This window comes from Actinoplanes sp. CA-131856 (assembly GCF_050956135.1).
GTDB lineage: Bacteria > Actinomycetota > Actinomycetes > Mycobacteriales > Micromonosporaceae > Actinoplanes.
The window spans coordinates 1,812,003-1,834,145 of record NZ_CP191849.1; the positions used below are offsets into that span (position 1 = coordinate 1,812,003).

Sequence of the window (22,143 nt, forward strand, 5' to 3'; positions counted from 1 at the left end):
GCCGGATGGTGGGCGGCGGGTGATCCGGTGGGCGTGCATCAACTGCGCCGCCAACGGCCCGGCCGACTCGACCTCGCATGCCGCGCACCTGACGTGGGTGCACGACGTGTTCGCCTGCCCGGCCGCCCCGGCGATCAGCGCCGAGGAACGCGCCCTGCGCATCGCCCGCCGCCGCGACCTGACCGACCGCTACCCCGACCAGGCACCGCCCTGGCCGCTGCCCACCCGCCCTGATCGAGGAGGAGAACCATGCTCGACCCCGGCCCGCAGCGGGCCGCCGCCCTCGGCCACGCCGCCCGCGGGTGGCACGTATTCCCGCTCCGCCCCGACAACCGTCCGCACGGTCCCGACCAGGCCAAGCGGCCCGCCTTCCCTGACCACGGCGCCGACCGATGCACCGGCACGGACCCGCGCTGCCGCGACGGGCACACCGGGTGGGAGCCCCGTGCCACCACCGACCCGGCGCGCATCGGGCGGGCATGGGCGCGCTCGCCGTACAACATCGGTATCGCCTGCGGCCCCGCCGGCCTTGTGGTGATCGATCTCGACGTGCCCAAAGCCGCCACCGTGCCGCCGCCCGGCGGCGAGCGCTACCGGCACGGCCTGCAAGTGTTCACCGACCTGTGCCGCGAGCACAGGCAACCGCTGCCCGAGACGTACACGGTGGAGACCGGAAGCGGCGGGCGGCACCTGTACTTCGCTCATCCGGCCGGGCCTGCGCTGCGCAACACCCAGGGCGAGCGCGGCGGCCTCGGCTATCTGATCGACACCCGGGCGCACGGCGGCTACGTCGTCGCGCCCGGCTCGACCACCGGCGGCCGGGCGTACCGGACGGTGCTCGACCGGCCGCCGCTCGTACTGCCCGGCTGGCTCGCCGCTCTGCTACGCCCGGCCGCCCCGGCCGAGCCGCGCAAGGTACAGGGCGATTTCTCCGCATATAGGCGAGGCGCGTATGTGCGGGCGGCGATCGACGGCACCTTGGACCGGCTCGCCGGCGCGGCCGTCGGAAGCCGCAACGCGGCGCTGTTCATGGCCGCGCAGACCCTCGGCCAGCTCGCCGCGGGTGGCGCCCTGTCCGAGGCCGAGGTGACCGAGGCGCTGACGCCGACCGCGACGGCGATCGGCCTGTCCGAGCGGGAGGCCAGCCGCACGATCCGCTCCGGCTTACTCGCCGGGGCACGACGCCCAAGGAGGGTCGCATGAGCGACGACGCCACTCCCGCGCGGCGGCGGGTGAAGGTGGGCACCGGCCCGGAGACGATCCGCACTCTCAAGCGGGAGCTGACCGGGGGCCTGCTTCCCGACACCTACGTGTCGGCCGGGGAGCTGGTCCACATGGAGACCGTCTCGGGTGGCCTGGCCGGGGCGGCCGACGAGGACTCGCCGCTGCCGATCGCCGCGAGCTCGCTCAACCCGGCCGGGCTGGCCGGGTTGCTCGCCGAGTACGCCACCGTGTACCGCATCAAGCACCGCAAGAACGCCGACGGGGAGATGGAGCCCTACGACGAAGAGTGCACACCGCCGCGGGAGGTGCTCTCGGCGGTGCTGGCGGGCAAGACGTGGCCCGGCGTGCCCGCCCTGCGGGCGATCATCGGCGCGCCGGTGCTGCGCCGCGACGGCACCCTATTGCAGGCGGCCGGATACGACCCGGCGACCGGCCTCTACCTGGCCTCCAAGGTCGATCTACCGCCCGTACCTGACGTCCCGACCCCGAAGCAGGTGGCCGCCGCACGGACGTTCCTGCTCGGCCGGTTCCTGCGCGACTTCCCGTGGTCGTCGCCGGCCGACCGGGCCAACTACGTCGCGCTGCTGGCCACACCGATCCTGCGGCACTTCACCCGAAGCCTGACCCCGTTCGGGCTGATCGACGCGACCATGCCCGCCTCCGGCAAGAGCATCCTGACCGGCGGGCCGGGCATGCTCTACGGCCAAAAGATCCTCACCTGGCCCGACGAGGACGGCGAGCTACGCAAATCGATCACGGCCGTATTCGCCGAGCAGGTCGGCGTGGTCATCTGGGACAACCTGGCCGAGGGCACCGTCATCGACTCCGCCGTTCTCGCCCAGCTCATCACGCAGCGGGAATGGTCCGATCGGCAGCTCGGGGCGTCGCGCAACGTTGCGTCGGTCAACGACCGGCTGTGGATGGCCACCGGCAACAACCTTCAGGTCGGCGGGGATATGGCGTCGCGCACCGTACGGGTGCACCTCGACCCGAACATGCCGCATCCGGAGTCACGGGATCAGTCAGGGTTCGGTATCCCGCACCTCGACCAGTGGATCACCATCCCGGCCAACCAGATGACCGTGCTGTGGCACCTGCTCGTGTTGGTGCTCGACTGGACGCGGGCCGGCGCGCCGCGCTCCGGTGGCCTGTCGATGCGGCAGTTCACCCCGTGGGCACAAGCCCTCGGCGGGTTCCTCGCTCATCACGACGTCGACGGGTTCCTGACCAACATCACCGACGTGCGCGAGGTCGACGAGGACGCCACCCGCTGGCGCGGGTTCCTGTCGGCCTGGCACGAACGCCACGGCAGTACCCCGGTCACCGCGGCGAAGCTGCGGGCCAGTGCCGACCCGGTGCAGCTCGGCGGGGAACTGCACGATCCGTGGGACGGGCTGTTCATCACCACCAAGAACGGCCGGCTGCCCAATGCGATCGTCCTCGGCCGGATGCTCACCGGCCAAAACGGCAGGTGGCGCGGCGAATACGTGCTCCGCGCCGAACCTTCCGAACGCGGCGACCGGTCCGTGTTCCACGTCGAGCAGCACGACGGATGACCTCAAACCGCTGAAACATCTCCGCATCTCCGCAAGCCGCCAACGAAAGGTCCCTCTACCAGCCGAAACAGGCTGCGGAGATGCGACCGAACCTATCTCCGCACATCTCCGCATCTCCGCAACCCCAACCATCCCAAGATCATGCGGAGATGCGGAGATGCGCGGAGATGGGATTTCGGCATCTCCGCAGCACAAAACCGCAGGTCAACCGGCCTGCTGCGGAGATGCGGAGATGTTTCAGCCATCCCAGACCGATTCGACACCGCACCGAAACTCGACCGCCTGAGAGCCACACAGAGGCATCGGGCTATCCCTTCATACCAACCCTGCACGGATCTTGGCTATACGGCGCTCTCAACGGCCCGCTCAGGGCCGCTGTGTCAACCCAGGACCGCCAAGGTCCCCCGAACACCCCTCGCGTGCAGAACGGGCGCCCAGGGCCGTTCTGCACAGCAGACGGCCCGCGTCCAGGAGGCTTTTGTGACCACGCCGACCCAGGATTCCGCTATGGAACACAAGCCCGTGTTCCTCACCCCGGAGGAACTGGCTGACCTTCTCAAACTCCCCTCGGTCGAAACCATCTACCAGTGGCGCCGTAAGCACACCGGGCCGCCAGGTTTCCGCGTAGGCCGTCATATCCGCTACAACCTCGACGCCGTCCTCGTCTGGACCGAGCAGCAGACCACCAAAGCCGTCTGACTTCTGCGGCCGGTCGCCGAAATGGCTACCGGCCGCAGATCCCGTTCTCACTTCGTCGCGAAAGAGGAACACCAGCTATGGCGGGTCATATCCAAGACCGTTGGTACAAGACCGAAAAAGACGAGAACGGCAAGCATCGACGTGTCAAGACCGACCGATTCGGCATCGGCCTTCGATATCGCGCTCGGTATGTCGGCCCAGATGGCAGCGAGCAAAGTCAATCTTTTCCCGATCGCCAGAAGCGCAGGGCGGAGGAGTGGTTAACGCAGATCAAGGCCGACATGTCCAATGGTGACTTCATCGACCCCAAGGCAGGCCGAACAACCTTCGGGCAGTACGCGGAAAAGTGGCTTGCCACGCTGACATCTGATCCGAGTACCCGTGCCTCTGTCAGGTCGCAAATTCAGCTCCACGCGATCCCCTACCTTGGCAAGCGCCCGATGGACTCATTCGAGCCTTCCCACATCCGGGAATGGCTAAGCGAGCTAGAGACGGCGGTTCCTGCGGCCTCTTATCGTCACGTCATCTTCGGCAACGTCTCGGGAATCTTCATGGCCGCGATCGAGGACCGCATACGCAAGACGAATCCCTGTCGCTCTCGCTCCGTCACCGTGCCTTCAGCTTCACCGAGCAGGGTGCGCCCGTGGAGTGCCGTCCGGACCTTCAGTGTCCGTGCTGGCCTCCCTCCGCGATTCCAAGCAATGGTGGACGCGGCAGGAGGGTGCGGCTTGCGCCAAGGAGAGGTCTTCGGCCTCTCCGTCGATGACGCCGGACTCGAAACAGGGTGGCTTCATGTGGGTTGCCAGGTCAAAGACATGAGTGGACATCTTGTTTTCGCTCCGCCGAAACGAGGAAAGCTCCGTGATGTGCCGCTCGCTCCCGCCGTTGCCGACGCATTCCGAACGCATGTGAAACAGTTCCCGCCTCGCCTGGTGACGCTTCCCTGGCTCCGGCCCGATGGCGCATTAGTCACCAAGCGACTCATGTTCACCACAGCCGATGGCCGGCCCGTCCGGCGGAGCGACTTCAATACCTACGTTTGGAAACCTGCGCTGGTCGCCGCCGAGGTCATCCCGCCGCCGGAGAGCGGAGGACGACGTCACCAGGCAGCCCGCGAACATGGGATGCACGCGTTGAGGCACTTCTACGCATCCGTGCTGTTGGATGCGGGGGAGAACATCAAGGCGTTGAGCACGTACCTGGGGCACAGCGACCCTGGGTTCACGTTGCGGGTCTACACGCATCTGATGCCGAGCAGCGACACCCGCGCCCGCAACGCCATGGACCGCGTGTACGGCCGACCCGTTGTTCACTCCGACGGCCCACAGACGGCCCAGGAGCCCTAAACGAGTCGGAGGCCGGTGGGACAGTCCCACCGGCCTCCGATCACACGACGTACTTCAACAGGGTCTCTGACCTGCTGTTACAGCGCGCCCAGGTAACGCTGTCGCTCGTAAGGGGTGACCTCGCGGCGGTACTGCTCCCACTCGGCCCGCTTGTTGCGCAGGAAGAAGTCGTACACGTGCTCGCCCAGGACCTCGGCGATCAGCTCGGACTTCTCCATCACGTCGATGGCCTCGGACAGGTTTTCCGGCAGCGCCTCGTATCCGGCGGCCTTGCGCTCGGCCGGCGACAGCGACCAGACGTCGTCCTCGGCGCCCGGGGGCAGCTCGTAGCCCTCCTCGATGCCCTTGAGGCCGGCGCCCAGCATGACGGCGAAGGCCAGGTAGGGGTTCGTGGCCGAGTCGATCGAGCGGACCTCGACGCGGGCCGAGCTGGGCTTGCCGAACGCGGGCACCCGGACCAGGGCCGAGCGGTTGAGGTGGCCCCAGCTGACGAAGGCGGGGGACTCGGTGATCGCGTTGGGCAGCTGGAGCGGGAAGAGCCGCTTGTACGAGTTCACCCACTGGTTGGTGACAGCGGTGTACTCACGGGCGTGCACCAGCAGGCCGGCGATGAACGAGCGGGCCGTCTTGGACAGCTTCATCGGGTCGTCGGCGTCGTAGAAGGCGTTGCGCTCGCCCTCCATCAGCGACAGGTGGGTGTGCATGCCGCTGCCGGGCTGGTCGGTGTACGGCTTCGGCATGAAGGTGGCCCGCACGCCCTGCGACAGCGCCACCTCCTTGACCACGTGGCGGAACGTCATGATGTTGTCGGCCGTGGTCAGCGCGTCGGCGTAGCGCAGGTCGATCTCCTGCTGGCCCGGCGCGACCTCGTGGTGGCTGAACTCGACCGAGATGCCGATGCGCTCCAGGGCCAGCACGGCCTGCCGGCGGAAGTCGCGGGCGATCGAGTGGGTGGTGTGGTCGAAATAGCCACCGGAGTCGACCGGGATGGGCAGCGAGCCGTCGAGCGGGCCGTCCTGCACCAGGAAGAACTCGACCTCGGGGTGGGTGTAGAAGGTGAAGCCCTTCTCGGCCGCCTTGGCCAGGCCCCGGCGCAGCACGTGGCGCGGGTCGGCCCAGGCCGCGCTGCCGTCGGGCAGCAGGATGTCGCAGAACATGCGGGCGCTCTCGCCGCTGGCCCCGCCCTCGAACGGGAAGACCTGGAAGGTCGTGGGGTCGGGCATGGCCACCATGTCGGACTCGTAGACCCGGGCGAAGCCCTCGATGGCCGAGCCGTCGATGCCCATGCCCTCCTCGAAGGCGGACTCGAGCTCGGCCGGGGCGACGGACACACTCTTCAAGGTGCCCAGCACGTCGGTGAACCAGAGCCGGACAAAACGGATGTCGCGCTCCTCGAGAGTGCGAAGCACGAACTCCTGCTGTCGGTCCAACGTTCACTCCTGGTCGATGGTGGCCTAGCAGGCCAGTCTTCCCTGGTCCGGTTACGCCGACATTACGCCGACCGGGCGTTGTGGGGATGGCCCGGGTGGCGATGGACGTGCGGCGTCTTGGGGAAGAATAAGGGTCATGCCCACGCTGCGGATCGCCCTGGCCCAGGTCAACTCCACGGTCGGCGACATTGCCGGAAATGTCGCTTCTGTCCGGTCGTGGACCCGGGCCGCCGCCGATGAGGGGGCGCAGCTGGTCGCCTTCCCCGAGATGATGCTGACCGGCTATCCCATCGAGGATCTGGTCTTCCGGAACTCGTTCGTCTCGGCGTCCCGCGCCGCGCTGTCGGCGCTGGCGGGCGACCTGGCGGCGGACGGGCTGGGCGACATCGCGGTCGTGGTGGGATACGTCGACTCGGACGGCCCGCCGCACACCAGCGCCGACGCGGTGCCGGGCCGGGGGCGGCGCGACGCCTCGGCCCTGCTGCTGGGCGGCGAGGTCGTGGCCACCTACTACAAGCACCACCTGCCCAACTACGGCGTCTTCGACGAGGACCGCTATTTCGAGCCGGGCACGTCACTCACCGTGGTGCGCCTGGGCGGGGTCGATGTGGCGCTCACCGTGTGTGAGGACATCTGGCAGGCCGGGGGCCCGTTCACGGCGGCCCGGGAGGCCGGCGTGGGGCTGGTCGTGAACATCAACGCCTCGCCGTACGAGCTGAACAAGGACGACGTGCGGCTGCCGCTGGTCAAGCGGCGGGCGGCCGAGGCGGGGGCCACTGTCGCCTACGTGAACATGGTCGGCGGGCAGGACGAGCTCGTCTTCGACGGTGACTCGCTGATCGTGACCGCCGGTGGGGAGTTGCTGGCGCGGGCGCGCCAGTTCGCGGAAGAGCTGCTGGTGCACGATTTGTCCCTGCCGGCGGCCGATCCCACGCCCAATGTTTGCGGCAAAACGGACGAAACGCGTGTCTTGCCGGGCGAGCGGCACATCGACGACGACATGGCGATCAACCGAGTGGGCGCTGTGGGGGATTTGCGGCCTCACCCGGGCGACAAAAGGGACGGCGGCATCGCCGATCGCGTGGCCGACGAAGAGGAGATCTGGTCGGCGCTCGTGCTCGGCCTGCGCGACTACGTGAACAAGAACGGCTTCCGCTCGGTGGTCCTGGGCCTCTCCGGCGGCATCGACTCGGCCGTGGTGGCGGCCATCGCCGTCGACGCGCTGGGCGCCGAGCGTGTCACCGGCGTCTCCATGCCGAGCGGATATTCCTCCGAGCACTCCAAGGACGACGCGGCCGACCTGGCCAAGCGCACCGGCCTCGACTACCGGACCGAGCCGATCCAGCCGATGGTCGACGCCTTCCTGGCCAACATGTCGCTCTCCGGCCTGGCCGTGGAGAACCTCCAGGCCCGCGTCCGCGGCGTCATCCTGATGGCCCTGTCGAACCAGGACGGGCACCTCGTGCTCACCACGGGTAACAAGAGTGAGCTCGCTGTCGGTTACTCCACGCTCTACGGCGACTCGGTCGGCGGCTTCAACCCGCTCAAGGACGTGCCGAAGACGATGGTGTGGAAGCTGGCCCGCTGGCGCAACACGCGTCCGGGCACGCCGCCCATCCCGGACAGCTCGATCACCAAGCCGCCCAGCGCCGAGCTGCGGCCGGACCAGAAGGACTCCGACTCGCTGCCCGACTACGAGCTGCTCGACCCGATCCTGGCCGGCTATGTCGACCACGACATGGGCCGCGACGATCTCATCGCCGCCGGGCACGACCAGGCCCTGGTCGACCGCGTCCTGCGCCTGGTCGACCTGGCCGAGTACAAGCGGCGCCAGTCCGCCCCCGGCACCAAGATCTCGGGCAAGGCGTTCGGCCGCGACCGCCGCCTGCCGATCACCAACAGGTTCCGCGAAGGGGTGTGACAACCTCCACTGCCGCGCGAGCGCGCTGGATGCGACGATTTCGGGACACCCGGGGACCGCATCACGGCGGCCTCGAGGGAAGGAGTCGGAAATGTCGGAAATTCCTACGCTGTACGGAGGCCCGGCCACCCGCCGAGTGCGGACCCGTGACCTGCAAGCCGCGAAGGCCAGGGGCGACCGCTGGCCCATGCTGACCTCGTACGACCAGTACACGGCGGCGATCTTCGACCAGAACGGCGTACCCGTCCTGCTCGTCGGCGACTCGGCCGCCAACAACGTCTACGGCTACGAGACCACCCTGCCGGTCACCGTCGACGAGCTGCTCCCGCTGGTCCGCGCCGTCGTCCGCGCCACCGCGACCGCGCTGATCGTGGCCGACCTGCCGTTCGGCAGCTACGAGGAGGGCCCCACCCAGGCCCTGCGCACCGCCGTCCGCTTCATGAAGGAGGGCGGCGCCCACGCCGTCAAGCTCGAGGGTGGCCGCCGCGTCGCCGCCCAGATCGAGGCCCTGACCGGGGCCGGCATCCCCGTCATGGGCCACGTCGGCTTCACCCCGCAGAGCGAGCACACGCTCGGCGGCTATCGCGTGCAGGGCCGCGACGACTCGGCCGCCCAGGTGGTGGCCGACGCTCGCGCGGTGGCCGACGCGGGCGCCTTCGCCGTCGTGCTCGAGATGGTTCCGGGCGAGGTCGCCAAGACCATCACCAAGGAGCTCGCCATCCCGACCGTGGGCATCGGCGCCGGTCCCGACACCGATGCGCAGGTGCTCGTCTGGCAGGACATGGTCGGTCTGCGCACGGGCAAGGCGCCGCGCTTCGTCAAGAAATACGCCGACATGTCGGGCATCTTGGCCGAGGCCACGCGTCAGTACGCGGCCGAAGTCCGGGGTGGCGAATTTCCTTCGACCGAACACACCTTTTAAGTACGCATCGTCGGTGAGCCCCCGCTTCGACGGGCCCGGGTCCGTGCGTCCCGGCCTCTCTGCCGCGGCTGCCGGGTTGTCCTGCAACTCAGTGTCCTTCTTGGGCCGGGCCGTTCGTGGAACTAGTGTCCGGCCTGAATCGAGAGGGAGCGACCATGACCGAGTACCTGATCACCTTCAATGACGAGTGGGTGCAGGAGCACACGTCCGACGAACTGGCCGGCAAGGCCAAGGCGGCCCGGGTCGTGCTCGACGAGATGCGCGACCAGGGCGTCCTGATCTTCACCAACGGCGGGCTCGACCGGTCCACCGCCGTGTGCAGCGTCGAGGCGGTCGACGGGAAGCCGGTCTTCACCGACGGCCCGTACGTCGAGACCAAGGAGCACCTGGGCGGCTTCTGCGCCGTGGAGGTCCCCGACGACGAGACGGCCCGATACTGGGCCGGCCGCCTCACCGTGGCGCTCGACTGGCCGCAGGAGGTGCACCGCTTCCGGGGCCCGGGCGTCACCGGGAAGTGACCGACGCCGAGCAGGCGATCATCCGCGCCCACCACGAGGAGTGGGCGCGGGTGGTCGCCGGCCTGGCCCGCCGCTTCGGCAATCTCGACCTGGCCGAGGAGTCGGCGGCCGACGCCTTCGCGGCCGCCGCCGAGCGGTGGCCGCGTGACGGCGTACCCCCAAATCCCGGGGGTTGGCTCGTCACCACCGCGACCCGTAAGGCGATCGACTGGCTCCGTCGCGAGTCACAACGCGACGCCAAGCACGAGGCGGCCCGGATGATTCACGACCACAGCTCGCCCGAGCCGGTCGGGCCGATCGAGGACGACCGCCTCCGGCTGGTCTTCACCTGCTGCCACCCGGCCCTGGCCATGGAGTCCCGGGTGGCACTCACCCTGCGCCTGATCGGCGGCCTCACCGTCACCGAGATCGCCCGCGCCTTCCTGGTGCCGGAGGCGACCATGGCGAAACGTCTTACCCGGGCCAAGACGAAGATCAGGGCGGCCCGCATCCCGTACCGGGTGCCCTCGGCCGCCGACATCCGCGACCGGCTGGCCGGCGTCCTGGCCGTGGTCTATCTGATCTTCAACGAGGGCTATCTGGCCGGCGACGGCGACGACCCGATCCGCGCCGACCTCACCGACGAGGCGATCCGCCTGGGCCGCCTGCTCCGTGCCCTGCTTCCCGGCGGCTTTCCCGGCCACGGCGAGGTGACCGGCCTGCTGGCCCTGATGCTGTTCACCGACGCCCGCCGCCCGGCCCGCGTCTCCGCCGCGGGCGAGCTGGTGACCCTGACCGAGCAGGACCGCGACGCCTGGGACGGCGCCCTCATCGCCGAGGCCACGGCCCTGATCCGCGAACGGATCGAGGCGGTGGCGGCCGGCGGCGACCCACCGGGCCGCTACCAGCTGCTGGCCGCGATCAACTCGGTCCACACGGACCCCCGGGGCACCGACTGGCCCACGATCGTCGCCCTCTACGACTCCCTGACCCAGCTCGACCCGTCACCGATCGTCCGGCTCAACCGCGCGGTCGCGGTGGCCGAGGTGAACGGCCCGTCGGCCGGCCTGACCGAGATCGACCGCCTGGCCCGCCCGCTGGACGGCTACCACGCCTTCCACGCGGCCCGGGCCGACCTGCTGCGCCGCCTGGACCGCACCGCCGAGTCCCGCGCCGCGTACGACCGGGCCATCGCCCTGACCGGCAACCCCGCCGAACGGGCCTATCTCACCCGCTGGCGCGGATGAGCGCGACGTCGCCGCCCCAGCTGTCGATCTCCTCGCCGTGCCCGCACCGCCGGGCCAGGGCCTCGACCTCGGGGAACAATCGCAGCGCGGCCCCACCGACGCGATCGGGCCGGAGCACGGTGTTCCACGGTTCGGGCAGCGGAAAGTTCTCCAGCTCCCACCCCAGATATTTGTTGTACGGCCGAAGCCGCCCGTGCAGCGCGAACACGGTCTCCAACATCCAGGGCAGGCTCTCCATCTCGTCGAGACCGGCCGCGGCGCCGAACCCGTCCCGGCGGCTCTTCACACACCGGTAGAGCTGATTGATGTAGCTGTCCAGATGGTCCCGGGCGTGCACCCGGGCTTCGTCCGCGGAGAAGGTCGCCTGCCTCGTGACCAGCTCGGCGATCCCTCCATCGAGCCGATCGAGCAGAACCCTGGCCCCACGATAGGAATACCGGTTCCAGTGCACCGAGGTGTCGGCCAGCGCGTCCACGGTCCCGACCACTTCGTCCAGCTCATCGGTCCGCACGTCGTGCCGCCAGGCCCGATCCTGCACGGCCACCACGACCGTCACGTCATGGTCGGACCGGGCGGTCTCCATCCCGCGAGCCCGGGACCCGGTGAGGATCACGCCGCGCACGTTGGGATCCGCCGCCGCCCGGGCAAGCACCCGATCGATGATGTCCACCGCCGAGAGCTACCAGAACGAGCCGCCACCGCGCCACAGCTTTCCGCCGCGGCCGAATCGCCAGTCATCGAGCAACCGGCCAGGGCGAGGATCGCCGATGCAGCCATCATCCGTGCCTCATTCGCGGCGGCCTTCCGGCGTACCTCCCACGCGGGCGGTGGATGATCGCGTGGGGACGTTACCGGGCCCGCGCCGTGCTGGATTTTCCGGCCGGTCGCGCTCAACTGTCCGGTTGTTCGGTGGTGCCGCCGGCAACTGACCCGCGCGTGACACGGATCGACCAGTGCTGAGCGCCGTCGGGCGTGACGGAGAGCTTCACCGCCCCCGAGGCCGCGGCTTCGTCCCGGGTCCGGTTCACTGTCGCGCCGTCGCAGGGTGTCTTGATCAGGGACCCGCGCCCGTAGCTGGTGCTCACGAATCCGCCGCCCGCACAGGCGACCTCGATGTCGAGGGCACCGCTGTCCCGCATCGCGCCGACGGTGGTTTTCCAAGCCCCCGTTTGATCGTCCCGCCCGGCGATGATCTTCCCGTCGTCCGGAGCGGGACGAGCCGCCAGCAACAGGGCCGAGCTTCCCGACACCGACACCGACGACGACGCCGACGACGACGGCGCGGCGGACTGGGCTGGATCGTCGGTGCACGCCCCCAGGGACAAAAGCCCCAGAGCGAGCAGCGAGGAGACGTGTTTCAGGTGGCGCACGTCAGGATCATAGGTGGCCGCGCCGTCGCCGCGGTCGGCCGGAAAGCCGGAGGTCAGGGCCGTAAGGTCGGGGCCGGAGAGACAGGGCCGAGAAGGGCCGGTCCGGCCCGTGATGTGACGAACGGTGGGTAGATGGTCACGCTGGAGACGGAGCGGCTTGTTCTGCGGGAATGGCGGGACGACGATCTCGACGCGCTCGCGGCCATGAACGCCGATCCCGAAGTGATGCGGTACATCTTCGATGGGGCCGTGCTCGACCGGGAGCAGAGCGCGGAGCGGCTCCGGCGGATACGGGGTCTGTGGGCTCGGCGCGGATTCGGGCTTTTCGCGGTCGAGGGGCGTGCCGAAGGCGTACTCCTGGGGTGGGCCGGACTTTCCGTTCCTGAGTTTCTGCCCGAGGTCATGCCGGCCGTGGAGATCGGGTGGCGGCTGGCCCGGACGCACTGGGGCAAGGGCTATGCGACCGAGGCGGCGGCCGAGGCTCTGCGGTTCGGCTTCGAGGATTGCGGTCTCGACCGCGTCGTCAGCATTCGCCATGTCGACAATGGACGTTCCGGCGGGTGATGGAGAAGCTCGGGCTGCGGCACGAGTTCGACACGGTCGTGCCGGGGCACGGGCAGCCCGTCGCGGTGCACGCCCGGAACAGGTAGGGCTGGCACTACCTTCGATCCGCCAGCTCACCGGATCGGTTGGGGGCAGCCCGCTGCCTAGCGTCATTGGCATGACGACGACGCAGCTCGAAGCCCGAATCACGACCGTCCGCCCGTTCGCGCGGATCGGCGCCGACACCCGTTACGTCCTCACCGGATTCCCGCTCGGCATCGCCGCCCTCACCGCCGGCGTGACCCTCTTCTCGCTCGGGCTCGGCCTCGCCGTGATCGGGGTCGGCGTGCCCCTGCTGTTCGCCGCGCTGATGGCCGCCCGCGGCTTCGCCGTCCTGGAGCGCCGCCGCCTCGGCCCGGTTCTGGGTCAGAAGATTGACGAGCCGATTTACCGTACGGGGTCAGCCGCGCGCCGCCTGGCCGACCCGCAGGCGTGGCGTGACCTGGTCCACGCGATCCTGCGCTTCATCCCGAACACCATCGCGTTCTCGTTCGTGGTGACCTGGTGGGCCGGGCTGCTCGGCGGGGTGAGCTGGTCGCTGTGGGGCTGGTCGCTGCCGGGCGACGACCTTCCCGCATGGCTGGGCTTCGGCGACTCGTACACCGCCTCCGCGATCTTCTACCTCGTCCTCGGCCTGATCTTCGCCGTCACCCTGCCGCTGGTGGTCCGCGCCGCCGCCCGGCTCGAGGCCGGCTTCGCCCGGGCGCTGCTGGGGCACCGGCCGATGTAAACGGTGTGCTTGGTCACCTGGGCCCCCGTGCCGGGGCCCGGACCAGGGAGTTTCCCTGGGTTGGTGGGAGTGAGCGGCGTGTGAACGTGAGTTGCGCGTCCACAGTCGATCTCGCCAGGAGGCTCCTTCCATGGTCACCAACAACCCCCGACGTCAATTCCTGCAGGCGGCCGGCTCGGCCGCGCTCGCCGCGGGAGTCGCCCCGCTCGTCATGGGCGGCGCCGCCGAGGCCGCGGCCCCGGTCACGAGCAGCAGCACCAGGGCCGGGCACTTCGGGCCGGTACGGCAGATCGACGCCGGCGTCCTGAACGTCGGCTACGTCGAGCTCGGCCCGGTCAAGGGCACCCCGGTCATCCTGATGCACGGCTTCCCGTACGACATCCACAGCTACGTCGACGTGGCGCCGTTGCTCGCCGCCCGCGGCTACCGGGTGATCGTTCCCTACTTCCGCGGGCACGGCACCACCAAGTTCCGGTCCGCCTCGACGCCCCGCAACGTCGACCAGGCCGCGTTCGCCCTGGACATCCTCGCGCTGATGGACAAGCTGAAGATCCGCCGGGCGGTGCTGGCCGGCTACGACTGGGGCTCGCGGACCGCTGACATCATCGCCGCCCTGTGGCCGGAGCGGGTCAAGGCGCTCGTCTCGGTCACCGGATATCTGATCACCAACCTCGAGGCGAACCTGTCGCCGCTGAAGCCGGCCGCCGAGAACGACTGGTGGTACCAGTACTACTTCGCCACCGAGCGCGGGGTGAAGGGCCTGACCGAGTACACGTCGGAGATGGGCCAGTTCATCTGGAAGTTCAACTCGCCGACGTGGAAGTTCTCGCAGGCGGTGTACGACCGTACGGCGGCGGCGTTCACGAACCCGGACTACGTGCCCATCGTGATCGGCAACTACCGGTGGCGGCTGAGCCTGGCCCCGGCCGAGCCCGAGTACGCCGACATCGAGAAGAAGCTCCAGGTCACCCCGCCGCCGCCGATCTCGGTGCCGACGATCACGATCGACGGCAAGTACGACCCGTTCACGCCGGAGGGCAACGGCAGCTCGTACCGGTCGCACTTCACCGGCAAGTACCGGCACCGCACGTTCAACGTCGGCCACAACGTCCCGCAGGAGGCCCCGCGCGAGTTCACGCAGGCCGTGGTGGACGCCGACCGGCTGTAGAAGCCTCATTGGGGGAGGATGGCCGCCCGGCGGGGCACACGCCGGGCGGCCATCGGCAACAATGTCCCGATGCCCATCGATAAAGTCGGCCTGACGCCGGTGACCGCCGGAAACTGGCGCGACTGCGCAACCCTGACGGTGCACCCCGACCAACAGCGCTTCGTCAACGCCGTCACGTACTACCTGTGCCTGTGCAACTACGGCGACTTGTGGAACCCCCTTGCCATCACCCGCGACGGCGAGGTGGTGGGCTTCGCCATGTGGGCCAAGGACGACGACGGCAGCGCCTGGATCGGCGGCCTGGTCATCGGTTCACAGCACCAGCGCCAGGGCATCGGCCACGCGGCCGTCCGCAAGCTCCGCGAGCAGCTGATCGCCGAGCCGGGCACCCCGAACGTAGCCCTGAGCTACGAGGCCGACAACACGGCGGCCCGGCACTTGTACCGCACGCTGGGCTTCCACGAGACCGGCGAAACCGAGGACACGGAGCTCGTGGCCCGCTGGACGCCCTGACGCGCCGCGATCACCGAGCGAAGCGAAAACCGTTTCCGGACCTCTGCGGCGGCCAATCCCAGGACGTGACGAGAAGTATTCCTGTCGGCATCAAACCGCTTGCGGAAAGCGACCTCGTGCCTTACTCGCAACGCATTGACGCGAAGGTCGGATGGGTGACTCCGCCTTGGCCGCGCGGCACCGTTCTGGACTGATCAGCCGGTGGCAACGGTGCACGGGCGGCGGCATGAGCGGATGCCCTCTGACGCCCTCAGGAAGCGGTCTGCCGCAGGCGAAGTCCCGTTTGGTACAGCTCGATGAGCAGCGGGCGCAGCTGGTGCCCGGAGTGGGTGAGCGAGTAGGTGACGCGGCTCGGGAATCCGGTGATGGACCGGCGCTCGACGAGACGCTGCGAACGGAGACGGCGGAGGCGCTCGTCCAGCACCTTGTCGCTGAGCTGCGGGAGTGCGGTGCTGAGGTCACTGAACGACATCGGGCCGTGCATCAGTTCGCGTAACACCAGGGTGGTCCAGCGTCCGCTGATCGCGGCGAGGGCCACCTCCACGGGGCATCCCGCGTCGGGACGGTCGGTGCGGCCGGCGTCGTCGGGGACCAGATCGCCGTCCCATCGGCGGCTCACCGTTTGGTGAGCCATGCTGCCGTCGTCTTGGCTGTGGTCATGGCTGGACATGATGACATCGTGGCGCGGACCGCCGAGGCGGCGCACCATCCGGCGGCCTTCGCCGCGGCGTTCGGCAGCGGCGACCCGGTGGCCGTCGAGGCGATGTACGAGCGAGACGCGATTCTGGTGCCCGAGCCGGGTTCACCGGTGACCGGGACGCACCGGGTCGCCGCGAACGAGCGGTTTCTGGCGCTGGGACTGCCGATGCGGGTGCGTCCCAGGCACGTCTATGTCGTCGAGGACATCGCGTTGATGATCGTTGACTGGACTATCGAGGGCGCCGGACCGGATGGCGAACCCGTGCGCATCGAGGGCACGGCCACCGATGTCGCCCGGCGCGGTGCGGACGGGACCTGGCGGTATGTGATCGACAACCCGTTCGGTGTGGCGTGAACGGGTGTCAGTCGTCGGCCGGGGTGCGGCCGAAGTCGCCTATGGCTGTGGAATGGGTTCGGCGGACCTCGGGGAGGTCCTCGATGATGGCGGCGGCCACCATGATGAGGACCACGGCGATCAGCTGGGCCAGGGCCAGCGTGTGGCCCAGCGGGATCGTGGCCAGGGCGACCGCCGCCGCGGCCAGGCGGTGGTAGACGCCCCTCAGGTGCAGCAGGGCCAGGAAGGCCGCGTGGCCCAGCAGGTACAGCGCCACCCCGCCACCCAGGGCCAGGGCCGGGCCCCAGCCCAGGCCGTCCGAGGCGTGGCCGACCGTCTTCTTGATGCCGACCGCTGTCACCACGATGCCCAGCACCATCGGGTAGTGGGCGAAGCCCCAGCCGTTCAGGGCCAGCCTCGCCCTCCTCAGCGGGTCGGTGGTGGCGGCCAGGACCCGTTCGGCCCGGGCGTCGTCGCCCGCGAAGTAGAACCACCACAGGTAGTACGCCACGCACAGGCCCAGCACCGCCACCAGGACCTCGCCCACGCCCAGGTCGACGCCGTGGAAGCCCAGGCCGATGGAGAGGATCGACTCGCCGATGGCCACGATGACCACCAGGCCGTGGCGCTCCACGAAGTGGCCGGCGGCGATCGGGAGGCGGCCCAGGCGGCGCAGATAGCCGGTGGCGATCTGCACCAGCGGCGCGACGATCCACAGGAGGTGCCGCCACGGCTCCGGCGCCAGGCCGCCGCCCAGCACGAGCAGGGACGACACGATGTTCAGCGGGGCCAGCAGCCTCATCGCCGGGCGCGTGGCCGGGCCTGTCGTCAGGAACAGCGCCGAGTGGACCAGGTTCACCACCAGGTAGGCGACGCCGAACAGCCAGCCGTAGCGGCCGAACGCCTCGGGGATGGCCAGTGCCATCACCAGGAAGCCGGCCATGCCGGTGAGCAGCAGCGTGCGTCTCGTCGTGCTGCTCGGCGCCACCGCGTTCGTCAGCCAGGCGTATCCGGAGTACATCCACCAGACCACGAACAGGATCAGCACGATGTCGCCGAACGTGGCGAGGCTGAGATGGTCGGAGAGCGTCTCCGAGAGCTGGATGACCGTGAACACGAAGACGAGGTCGAAGAAGAGTTCCAGCGTCGAGACTCGTACACGCTGCGGCGCTGTCATGGGTGAACACGTTAGCCTCGTGGACGTGGCGACCGCACTTGTCATCGAGAACGATCCGACCGACGACCCGCGCCGGCTGGGGGAGTGGCTGACCGAGGCCGGCCTCGAGCTGACCGTTGTCCGTCCGCACGCCGGTGACGAGCTGCCCGGCGACCTCGACGGTTTCCTGGCGCTGGTCGTGCTGGGCGGCGACCAGAACGCGTACCCCGACGCCGACGGCAATCCGGGTGCGCCCTGGTTCCCGGCGCTGGAGGGTCTGCTGCGCAAGGCCGTACGTCACCGGGTGCCCACCCTCGGCGTCTGCCTCGGTGGCCAGCTGCTCGCCTCCGCACACGGCGGCCTGGTCGAGCGCAGCACCTCCGGCCCCGAGATCGGGCCCGGCCTGGTCGGCAAGCGTGACGCGGCCGACACCGACCCGCTGTTCAAGTGGGTGCCGCTGCTGCCCGACGTGATCCAGTGGCACCGCGACGAGATCACCGAGCTGCCGCTCAAGGCCGTTCTGCTCGCCGCCTCCAGCCGCTACCCGCATCAGGCGTTCCGCCTCGGCGACCGGGCCTGGGGCGTGCAGTTCCACATCGAGTGCGACGCCGCCATGATCGAGCAGTGGGCCGCGAGCGACCGCGAGAGCATCGACGAGCTGGGCTACGACGCCGAGGCCGTCGTCTACGCCACGGCCGAAATCCTGGCCGACGTCGAGGAGGTGTGGCAGCCGTTCGCGGCCCGGTTCGCCTCGCTCGCCCTGGGCACGCTGCCCGACGCCGACATACCGAACCCCGGCACCGGCCGCACCCTCCCGCTGCTGGGGCAGTAAGCCGTGACCAGGCCCAGCCGGCTCGCCCGGTACGGCTTCGCCGACGACGGGGTGCGCGCGGCCGACCTGGTCGGCCCGAGCGGCCTGCGCCTGTGGGACGTCGAGGCGCAGGCGCCCACCGGCGCCGAGGCGGCCGAGCTGCTCACCGCGCTGTCCCGCGCCGCCGACCCGACCCTGGCCCTGCGCCAGCTGCACCGGCTGGTCGACGCGGCCGGCCGGGCCGCGGCCCGGGTCAACGGTGGACCGGTCACCGGGCCGGGCGGCGAGATCGCCACGAACGAGGCGACCGAGGCGATCCTGGACGCGCTGGCCCAGGACGCCGGCCTGCGCCGTCGCATGATCGCGGTGCTGGGCGCGTCGTCAGCGCTCGGCGACCATCTGGTGGCCAACCCGGACGACTGGCGGGTGCTGGCCACCGGCAAGACCGGCCTGCCGCCCAACGCCGAGGGCGGCCTCGAGGTCGACGCATCCCCGAGCATCCCCGAGCTGCGCCGGGCCTATCGGGTCGGGCTGTTGCGGATCGCGGCGGCCGACCTGACCGGCGGCCGCGGGCTCGAGCCGACCATGGCCGCGCTGTCGCGGCTGGCGGACGAGACGCTGGGCGCCGCGTACGCGATCGCCCTGGCCGGAGTGAAGACCGAGCCCCGCCTGGCCGTGGTCGCCATGGGCAAGTGCGGCGGCAACGAGCTGAACTACGTGTCCGACGTGGACGTCATCTTCGTGGCCGACAGCGACGAGGACCTGTCCGCCGGCACGACGATCGCGGCCCGGCTGATCGAGATCTGCGGGCAGGTGGCGTGGCCGGTCGACGCGGCGCTGCGCCCCGAGGGCAGCCGGGGCCCGCTGGTCCGCACGCTCGCCAGCCACCAGGCGTACTACCGGCGCTGGGCCCGCACGTGGGAGTTCCAGGCGCTACTCAAGGCCCGTCCGGCGGCCGGCGACCTGGCCCTCGGGCAGCAGTGGATCGACGACCTGGCCCCGCTGGTCTGGCAGGCGGCCGAGCGGCCCGAGGCGGTGGCCGACGTCCGCGACATGCGCCGCAAGATCATCGAGAACGTGCCGGCCAACCAGGTCGACCGCGAGATCAAGCGCGGGCCGGGCGGGCTGCGCGACATCGAGTTCGCCGTGCAGCTGCTCCAGCTCGTGCACGGCCGTGTCGACGAGTCGCTGCGCTCCGGCGGCACCTTGCCGGCCCTGCGCGCGCTGGTCGCCGGCGGCTACGTCGGCCGCGAGGACGGCGAGACCCTCCTGCGCGGCTACCGCTTCCTGCGCGGCGTCGAACACCGACTTCAACTGCAACAACTCCGCCGTACGCACACCGTGCCGGACGATCCGGAAGGAGTGCGCTGGCTCGCGGCGGCCCTCGGCTACACGGCGATGCCCGGCCGCGACGCGGTCGGCGCGTTCCGCTCGGACTGGGTCGGCCACGCCGCCCAGGTACGCCGCCTGCACGTCAAACTGCTCTACCAGCCGCTGCTCGAGGCGGTGGCCCGGGTGCCGGCCGAGGCGCTGCGGATGACCACCGAGTCGGCCGGCCGCCGGCTCAAGACGCTCGGCTTCGCCGACCCGGCCGGCGCGCTGCGCCACCTCCAGGCGCTCACCGGCGGCGTCACCCGCACCTCGGCCATCCAGCGCCATCTGCTGCCGATGCTGCTCCAGGAGTTCGCCGACGCCCCCGAGCCCGACCGTGGCCTGCTCAACTACCGGACCGTCTCCGACAAGCTCGGCAGCACACCGTGGTATCTGCGCCTGCTGCGCGACGGCGGCCCGGTCGCGCTGCGCCTGGCCCGGGTCCTCGGCCTGTCCCGCTACGCGACCGACCTGCTCACCCGCGACCCCGAGGCGCTGCGGCTGCTGGCCGACGACGCCGAGCTTCAGCCCCGCCGCCGCGAGTCGCTGATCGACGGCTTCGCCGCGGCCGCCGAACGGCACGCCGGCGACCCGGTCAAGGCGATCACCGCCGTCCGGGCCCTGCGCCGCCGCGAGCTGTTCCGGCTGGCCTGCGCCGACATCCTGAGCCGGGCCGGCGAGCTGGCCCCGGCCCAGCCGCTGGACGTCGACGCGATCGGCATCGCGCTCTCCGACGTCACCGACGCCACGCTCAACGCGGCCCTGTCGGTGGCCCGCCGGGCCAAGCCGGGCCCGCCCGGCATGCGCTTCGCGATCATCGGGATGGGCCGGCTCGGCGGCTACGAGATGAGCTACCCGTCCGACGCCGACGTGCTGTTCGTCTACGACGGCGCCGAAGGCTCACCCGCCCTGGCCATCGCCGAGGAATTACGGAGGTCGCTGAGCGCGCCCGCGCCCGATCCCGAGCTGGGCATCGACGCCGACCTTCGGCCGGAGGGAAGACAGGGTCCCCTGGTCCGCAGTCTGGCCGCCTATCAGCAGTACTACGCCCGCTGGTCGAAGGTGTGGGAGGCGCAGGCGCTGCTGCGGGCCCGCTTCGTCTGCGGCGACGAGACGCTCGGCCGCGAGTTCGAGAAGCTGGCCGACCCGATCCGCTATCCCGACGGCGGGCTCACCCGCGAGCAGGTGGTGGAGATCCGCCGGATCAAGGCCCGGGTCGAGGTCGAGCGCCTGCCCCGCAACGCCGACCCGCATACGCACACCAAGCTCGGGCGCGGCGGCCTGTCCGACGTGGAATGGGCGGTGCAATTACTGCAATTGCTTCATGGGTACGCCGTGACGGGGCTGAAGAAGACCCGCACGCTCGAAGCTCTCGACGCGGCGGTGAAGGCGAAACTGGTCGACAAGGTCGACGCGGCGGCCATGACGGCCGGGTGGACCCTGGCCGCCCAGGTGCGCAACGCCCTGACGCTGGTGCGGGGCCGCCCGACCGACCAACTGCCCCGGCACGGCGTCGAGCTGGCCGGCACGGTGCAGCTGCTCGGCGGCGGCGACCCGGGCGAGTTCGTCGACCGCTACCTGCGCCTGACCCGCCGCTCCCGGGCCGCCATGGAACGGGTCCTCGACTCTTGACCCGCTCGCTGGTGCCCCGGCTGCCGGTCGCGCCCGGTGTCTACCGGTTCCGGGACGTACGGGGCCGGGTGCTCTACATCGGACGGGCCACCGAGCTGCGCTATCGCGTCGGCTCGTACTGGACCGATCTCGGCAAGCGCCGCCACCTGGCCCGGATGGTTCCGCAGATCACCCGGATCGAGGCGCTGACCTGCGCCTCCGTCCACGAGGCGGCCTGGCTCGAACGCAACCTGCTGGAACGGTCCAAGCCGCGCTGGAACCGGATCCGCGGCGGCATGGAGGTGCCGTTCTGCATCCGGCTCGCCGATTACCGGCTGGAGGCGGTGCATTGGCCGCCGGTCGCGGCCGGTGGCCTGGTCTTCGGACCTTATCTAGGGGGTACGCAGGCGCGGCTGGCCGTCTCGGCGTTGGAACGGGTGCTGCCGCTGCGGTACACCGGCGACCGGCTCGGCGGTTCCCAGCGCGACATGGCCGCCATCCGCGGGGTTGACCCGGGGGACCGGGAGCGTTTCGCCGAGCTGATAACGGCGGTGCTCGAGCGGCGGCCGGCCGAGGTGGAGATGCTGCGATCACGGCTGCGGGAGCTCCGCGACCGGGCGTCGGAGCGGCTCGGCTTCGAGCTGGCCGCCCGCATCCAGCAGGAGATCGAGGCGGTCGACTGGGTCGTGGCCGAGCAGAAGGTGACGACTTTGACGCCGGGCGGCGACGCCGAGGCGTACGGCTGGGCCGATGGGGTATTGGTTCGCCTGAGGATCCGCAGTGGTCGTCTCAGCGGCTGGGAGCAGCGCACATGCTCCCAGCCGGCGGCGGAGCCGCACCTGGCGCGGACCCCGCCGCAGTGGCGGGACTTCGCGAACCGGAACGCGGAACTGGCCACGCGATTGGTCGCGGAGAGTGTTCGACCCGGTTCCTAG

21 protein-coding genes are annotated in these 22,143 nt (G+C 70.2%); 16 read left to right on the top strand and 5 right to left on the bottom strand.

The window, feature by feature from the left end; translation table 11 throughout:
- The first annotated feature begins 249 nt into the window (after window positions 1–249).
- From ACQP2X_RS08800 to ACQP2X_RS08815, 4 genes are all read left to right on the top strand, one after another.
- Window positions 250–1,203: a bifunctional DNA primase/polymerase gene (locus ACQP2X_RS08800; protein ID WP_498695634.1), complete on the top strand. Its 954-nt coding sequence runs from the start codon at window positions 250–252 to the stop codon at window positions 1,201–1,203.
- On the top strand, window positions 1,200–2,780 hold the full coding sequence (locus ACQP2X_RS08805) for a hypothetical protein (protein WP_498695636.1): 1,581 nt from the start codon (window positions 1,200–1,202) through the stop codon (window positions 2,778–2,780). Before ACQP2X_RS08800 ends, ACQP2X_RS08805 begins: the two co-directional genes overlap by 4 nt.
- Window positions 2,781–3,260: 480 nt before the next feature.
- Entirely contained in the window at window positions 3,261–3,479 is a 219-nt protein-coding gene (locus ACQP2X_RS08810) for a helix-turn-helix domain-containing protein (RefSeq protein WP_498695638.1), read from the top strand.
- A gap of 77 nt (window positions 3,480–3,556) precedes the next feature.
- Window positions 3,557–4,825 carry a tyrosine-type recombinase/integrase gene (locus ACQP2X_RS08815; RefSeq protein WP_498695640.1) on the top strand — a complete coding sequence of 423 codons (1,269 nt, stop codon included), beginning with the start codon at window positions 3,557–3,559 and terminating at the stop codon, window positions 4,823–4,825.
- A gap of 77 nt (window positions 4,826–4,902) precedes the next feature.
- Here ACQP2X_RS08815 and ACQP2X_RS08820 read toward each other — a convergent pair whose 3' ends face one another.
- Window positions 4,903–6,255 (bottom strand): glutamine synthetase family protein, encoded by a 1,353-nt coding sequence (locus ACQP2X_RS08820; protein WP_498695642.1) that lies wholly within the window; start codon window positions 6,253–6,255, stop codon window positions 4,903–4,905.
- A gap of 136 nt (window positions 6,256–6,391) precedes the next feature.
- On the opposite strand from ACQP2X_RS08820, the gene ACQP2X_RS08825 reads away from it, so the two are divergent.
- From ACQP2X_RS08825 to ACQP2X_RS08840, 4 genes are all read left to right on the top strand, one after another.
- Window positions 6,392–8,176, top strand: coding sequence for an NAD+ synthase (locus tag ACQP2X_RS08825; protein WP_498695644.1), 1,785 nt, complete (start codon window positions 6,392–6,394; stop codon window positions 8,174–8,176).
- Between the two features lie 91 nt (window positions 8,177–8,267).
- Window positions 8,268–9,098 carry a 3-methyl-2-oxobutanoate hydroxymethyltransferase gene (gene panB, locus ACQP2X_RS08830; protein WP_498695645.1) on the top strand — a complete coding sequence of 277 codons (831 nt, stop codon included), beginning with the start codon at window positions 8,268–8,270 and terminating at the stop codon, window positions 9,096–9,098.
- A 155-nt stretch (window positions 9,099–9,253) separates the two neighbouring features.
- Window positions 9,254–9,616, top strand: a complete 363-nt coding sequence (locus ACQP2X_RS08835) for a YciI family protein (RefSeq protein WP_498695647.1) — start codon at window positions 9,254–9,256, stop codon at window positions 9,614–9,616.
- Window positions 9,613–10,842 carry an RNA polymerase sigma factor gene (locus tag ACQP2X_RS08840; protein ID WP_498695648.1) on the top strand — a complete coding sequence of 410 codons (1,230 nt, stop codon included), beginning with the start codon at window positions 9,613–9,615 and terminating at the stop codon, window positions 10,840–10,842. The genes ACQP2X_RS08835 and ACQP2X_RS08840 overlap by 4 nt, the downstream gene beginning before the upstream one ends.
- Here the strand turns inward: ACQP2X_RS08840 and ACQP2X_RS08845 are convergent.
- Window positions 10,823–11,512 (bottom strand): hypothetical protein, encoded by a 690-nt coding sequence (locus ACQP2X_RS08845; protein ID WP_498695650.1) that lies wholly within the window; start codon window positions 11,510–11,512, stop codon window positions 10,823–10,825. The genes ACQP2X_RS08840 and ACQP2X_RS08845 overlap by 20 nt on opposite strands.
- 220 nt (window positions 11,513–11,732) lie before the next feature.
- Window positions 11,733–12,212 (bottom strand): hypothetical protein, encoded by a 480-nt coding sequence (locus ACQP2X_RS08850; protein ID WP_498695651.1) that lies wholly within the window; start codon window positions 12,210–12,212, stop codon window positions 11,733–11,735.
- A 132-nt stretch (window positions 12,213–12,344) separates the two neighbouring features.
- Between ACQP2X_RS08850 and ACQP2X_RS08855 the strand changes: the two genes are divergently transcribed.
- The 4 genes from ACQP2X_RS08855 (at window position 12,345) to ACQP2X_RS08870 (ending at window position 15,226) form a co-directional block, all read left to right on the top strand.
- Complete coding sequence (locus ACQP2X_RS08855) at window positions 12,345–12,776, top strand: GNAT family N-acetyltransferase (RefSeq protein WP_498695652.1); 432 nt, start codon at window positions 12,345–12,347, stop codon at window positions 12,774–12,776.
- A gap of 157 nt (window positions 12,777–12,933) precedes the next feature.
- On the top strand, window positions 12,934–13,545 hold the full coding sequence (locus ACQP2X_RS08860; protein ID WP_498695654.1) for a sensor domain-containing protein: 612 nt from the start codon (window positions 12,934–12,936) through the stop codon (window positions 13,543–13,545).
- A 130-nt stretch (window positions 13,546–13,675) separates the two neighbouring features.
- A complete protein-coding gene (locus tag ACQP2X_RS08865) occupies window positions 13,676–14,713 on the top strand; it encodes an alpha/beta fold hydrolase (protein WP_498695655.1) in 1,038 nt (345 codons plus the stop codon).
- 69 nt (window positions 14,714–14,782) lie between these two features.
- Entirely contained in the window at window positions 14,783–15,226 is a 444-nt protein-coding gene (locus ACQP2X_RS08870) for a GNAT family N-acetyltransferase (protein WP_498695659.1), read from the top strand.
- A 250-nt stretch (window positions 15,227–15,476) separates the two neighbouring features.
- On the opposite strand, the gene ACQP2X_RS08875 is transcribed toward ACQP2X_RS08870, so the two are convergent.
- The gene (locus ACQP2X_RS08875; protein WP_498700864.1) at window positions 15,477–15,770 is read right to left on the bottom strand and encodes a winged helix-turn-helix transcriptional regulator; all 294 of its coding nucleotides are present in this window, start codon (window positions 15,768–15,770) and stop codon (window positions 15,477–15,479) included.
- A 114-nt stretch (window positions 15,771–15,884) separates the two neighbouring features.
- Here ACQP2X_RS08875 and ACQP2X_RS08880 point away from each other — a divergent pair, with 114 nt between their 5' ends.
- Entirely contained in the window at window positions 15,885–16,280 is a 396-nt protein-coding gene (locus ACQP2X_RS08880; RefSeq protein WP_498700866.1) for a YybH family protein, read from the top strand.
- Window positions 16,281–16,287: 7 nt separating this feature from the next.
- Here ACQP2X_RS08880 and ACQP2X_RS08885 read toward each other — a convergent pair whose 3' ends face one another.
- Window positions 16,288–17,436: a low temperature requirement protein A gene (locus tag ACQP2X_RS08885; RefSeq protein WP_498695661.1), complete on the bottom strand. Its 1,149-nt coding sequence runs from the start codon at window positions 17,434–17,436 to the stop codon at window positions 16,288–16,290.
- A 25-nt stretch (window positions 17,437–17,461) separates the two neighbouring features.
- Here ACQP2X_RS08885 and ACQP2X_RS08890 point away from each other — a divergent pair, with 25 nt between their 5' ends.
- From ACQP2X_RS08890 to ACQP2X_RS08900, 3 genes are read left to right on the top strand one after another with little or no spacing between them, the layout of a single operon-like run.
- Window positions 17,462–18,247, top strand: coding sequence for a type 1 glutamine amidotransferase (locus tag ACQP2X_RS08890; protein ID WP_498695664.1), 786 nt, complete (start codon window positions 17,462–17,464; stop codon window positions 18,245–18,247).
- Between the two features lie 3 nt (window positions 18,248–18,250).
- Entirely contained in the window at window positions 18,251–21,229 is a 2,979-nt protein-coding gene (locus tag ACQP2X_RS08895; RefSeq protein ID WP_498695666.1) for a bifunctional [glutamine synthetase] adenylyltransferase/[glutamine synthetase]-adenylyl-L-tyrosine phosphorylase, read from the top strand.
- Window positions 21,226–22,143, top strand: coding sequence for a GIY-YIG nuclease family protein (locus tag ACQP2X_RS08900; RefSeq protein ID WP_498695667.1), 918 nt, complete (start codon window positions 21,226–21,228; stop codon window positions 22,141–22,143). Before ACQP2X_RS08895 ends, ACQP2X_RS08900 begins: the two co-directional genes overlap by 4 nt.

Coding starts and splice junctions, on each gene's coding strand:
- ACQP2X_RS08860 (WP_498695654.1), top strand. CDS start 12,934: ATGACGACGACGCAGCTCGAAGCCCGAATCACGACCGTCCGCCCGTTC.
- ACQP2X_RS08880 (WP_498700866.1), top strand. CDS start 15,885: ATGGCTGGACATGATGACATCGTGGCGCGGACCGCCGAGGCGGCGCAC.
- ACQP2X_RS08865 (WP_498695655.1), top strand. CDS start 13,676: ATGGTCACCAACAACCCCCGACGTCAATTCCTGCAGGCGGCCGGCTCG.
- panB (WP_498695645.1), top strand. CDS start 8,268: ATGTCGGAAATTCCTACGCTGTACGGAGGCCCGGCCACCCGCCGAGTG.
- ACQP2X_RS08870 (WP_498695659.1), top strand. CDS start 14,783: ATGCCCATCGATAAAGTCGGCCTGACGCCGGTGACCGCCGGAAACTGG.
- ACQP2X_RS08815 (WP_498695640.1), top strand. CDS start 3,557: ATGGCGGGTCATATCCAAGACCGTTGGTACAAGACCGAAAAAGACGAG.
- ACQP2X_RS08885 (WP_498695661.1), bottom strand. CDS start 17,436: ATGACAGCGCCGCAGCGTGTACGAGTCTCGACGCTGGAACTCTTCTTC.
- ACQP2X_RS08825 (WP_498695644.1), top strand. CDS start 6,392: ATGCCCACGCTGCGGATCGCCCTGGCCCAGGTCAACTCCACGGTCGGC.
- ACQP2X_RS08800 (WP_498695634.1), top strand. CDS start 250: ATGCTCGACCCCGGCCCGCAGCGGGCCGCCGCCCTCGGCCACGCCGCC.
- ACQP2X_RS08805 (WP_498695636.1), top strand. CDS start 1,200: ATGAGCGACGACGCCACTCCCGCGCGGCGGCGGGTGAAGGTGGGCACC.
- ACQP2X_RS08855 (WP_498695652.1), top strand. CDS start 12,345: ATGGTCACGCTGGAGACGGAGCGGCTTGTTCTGCGGGAATGGCGGGAC.
- ACQP2X_RS08835 (WP_498695647.1), top strand. CDS start 9,254: ATGACCGAGTACCTGATCACCTTCAATGACGAGTGGGTGCAGGAGCAC.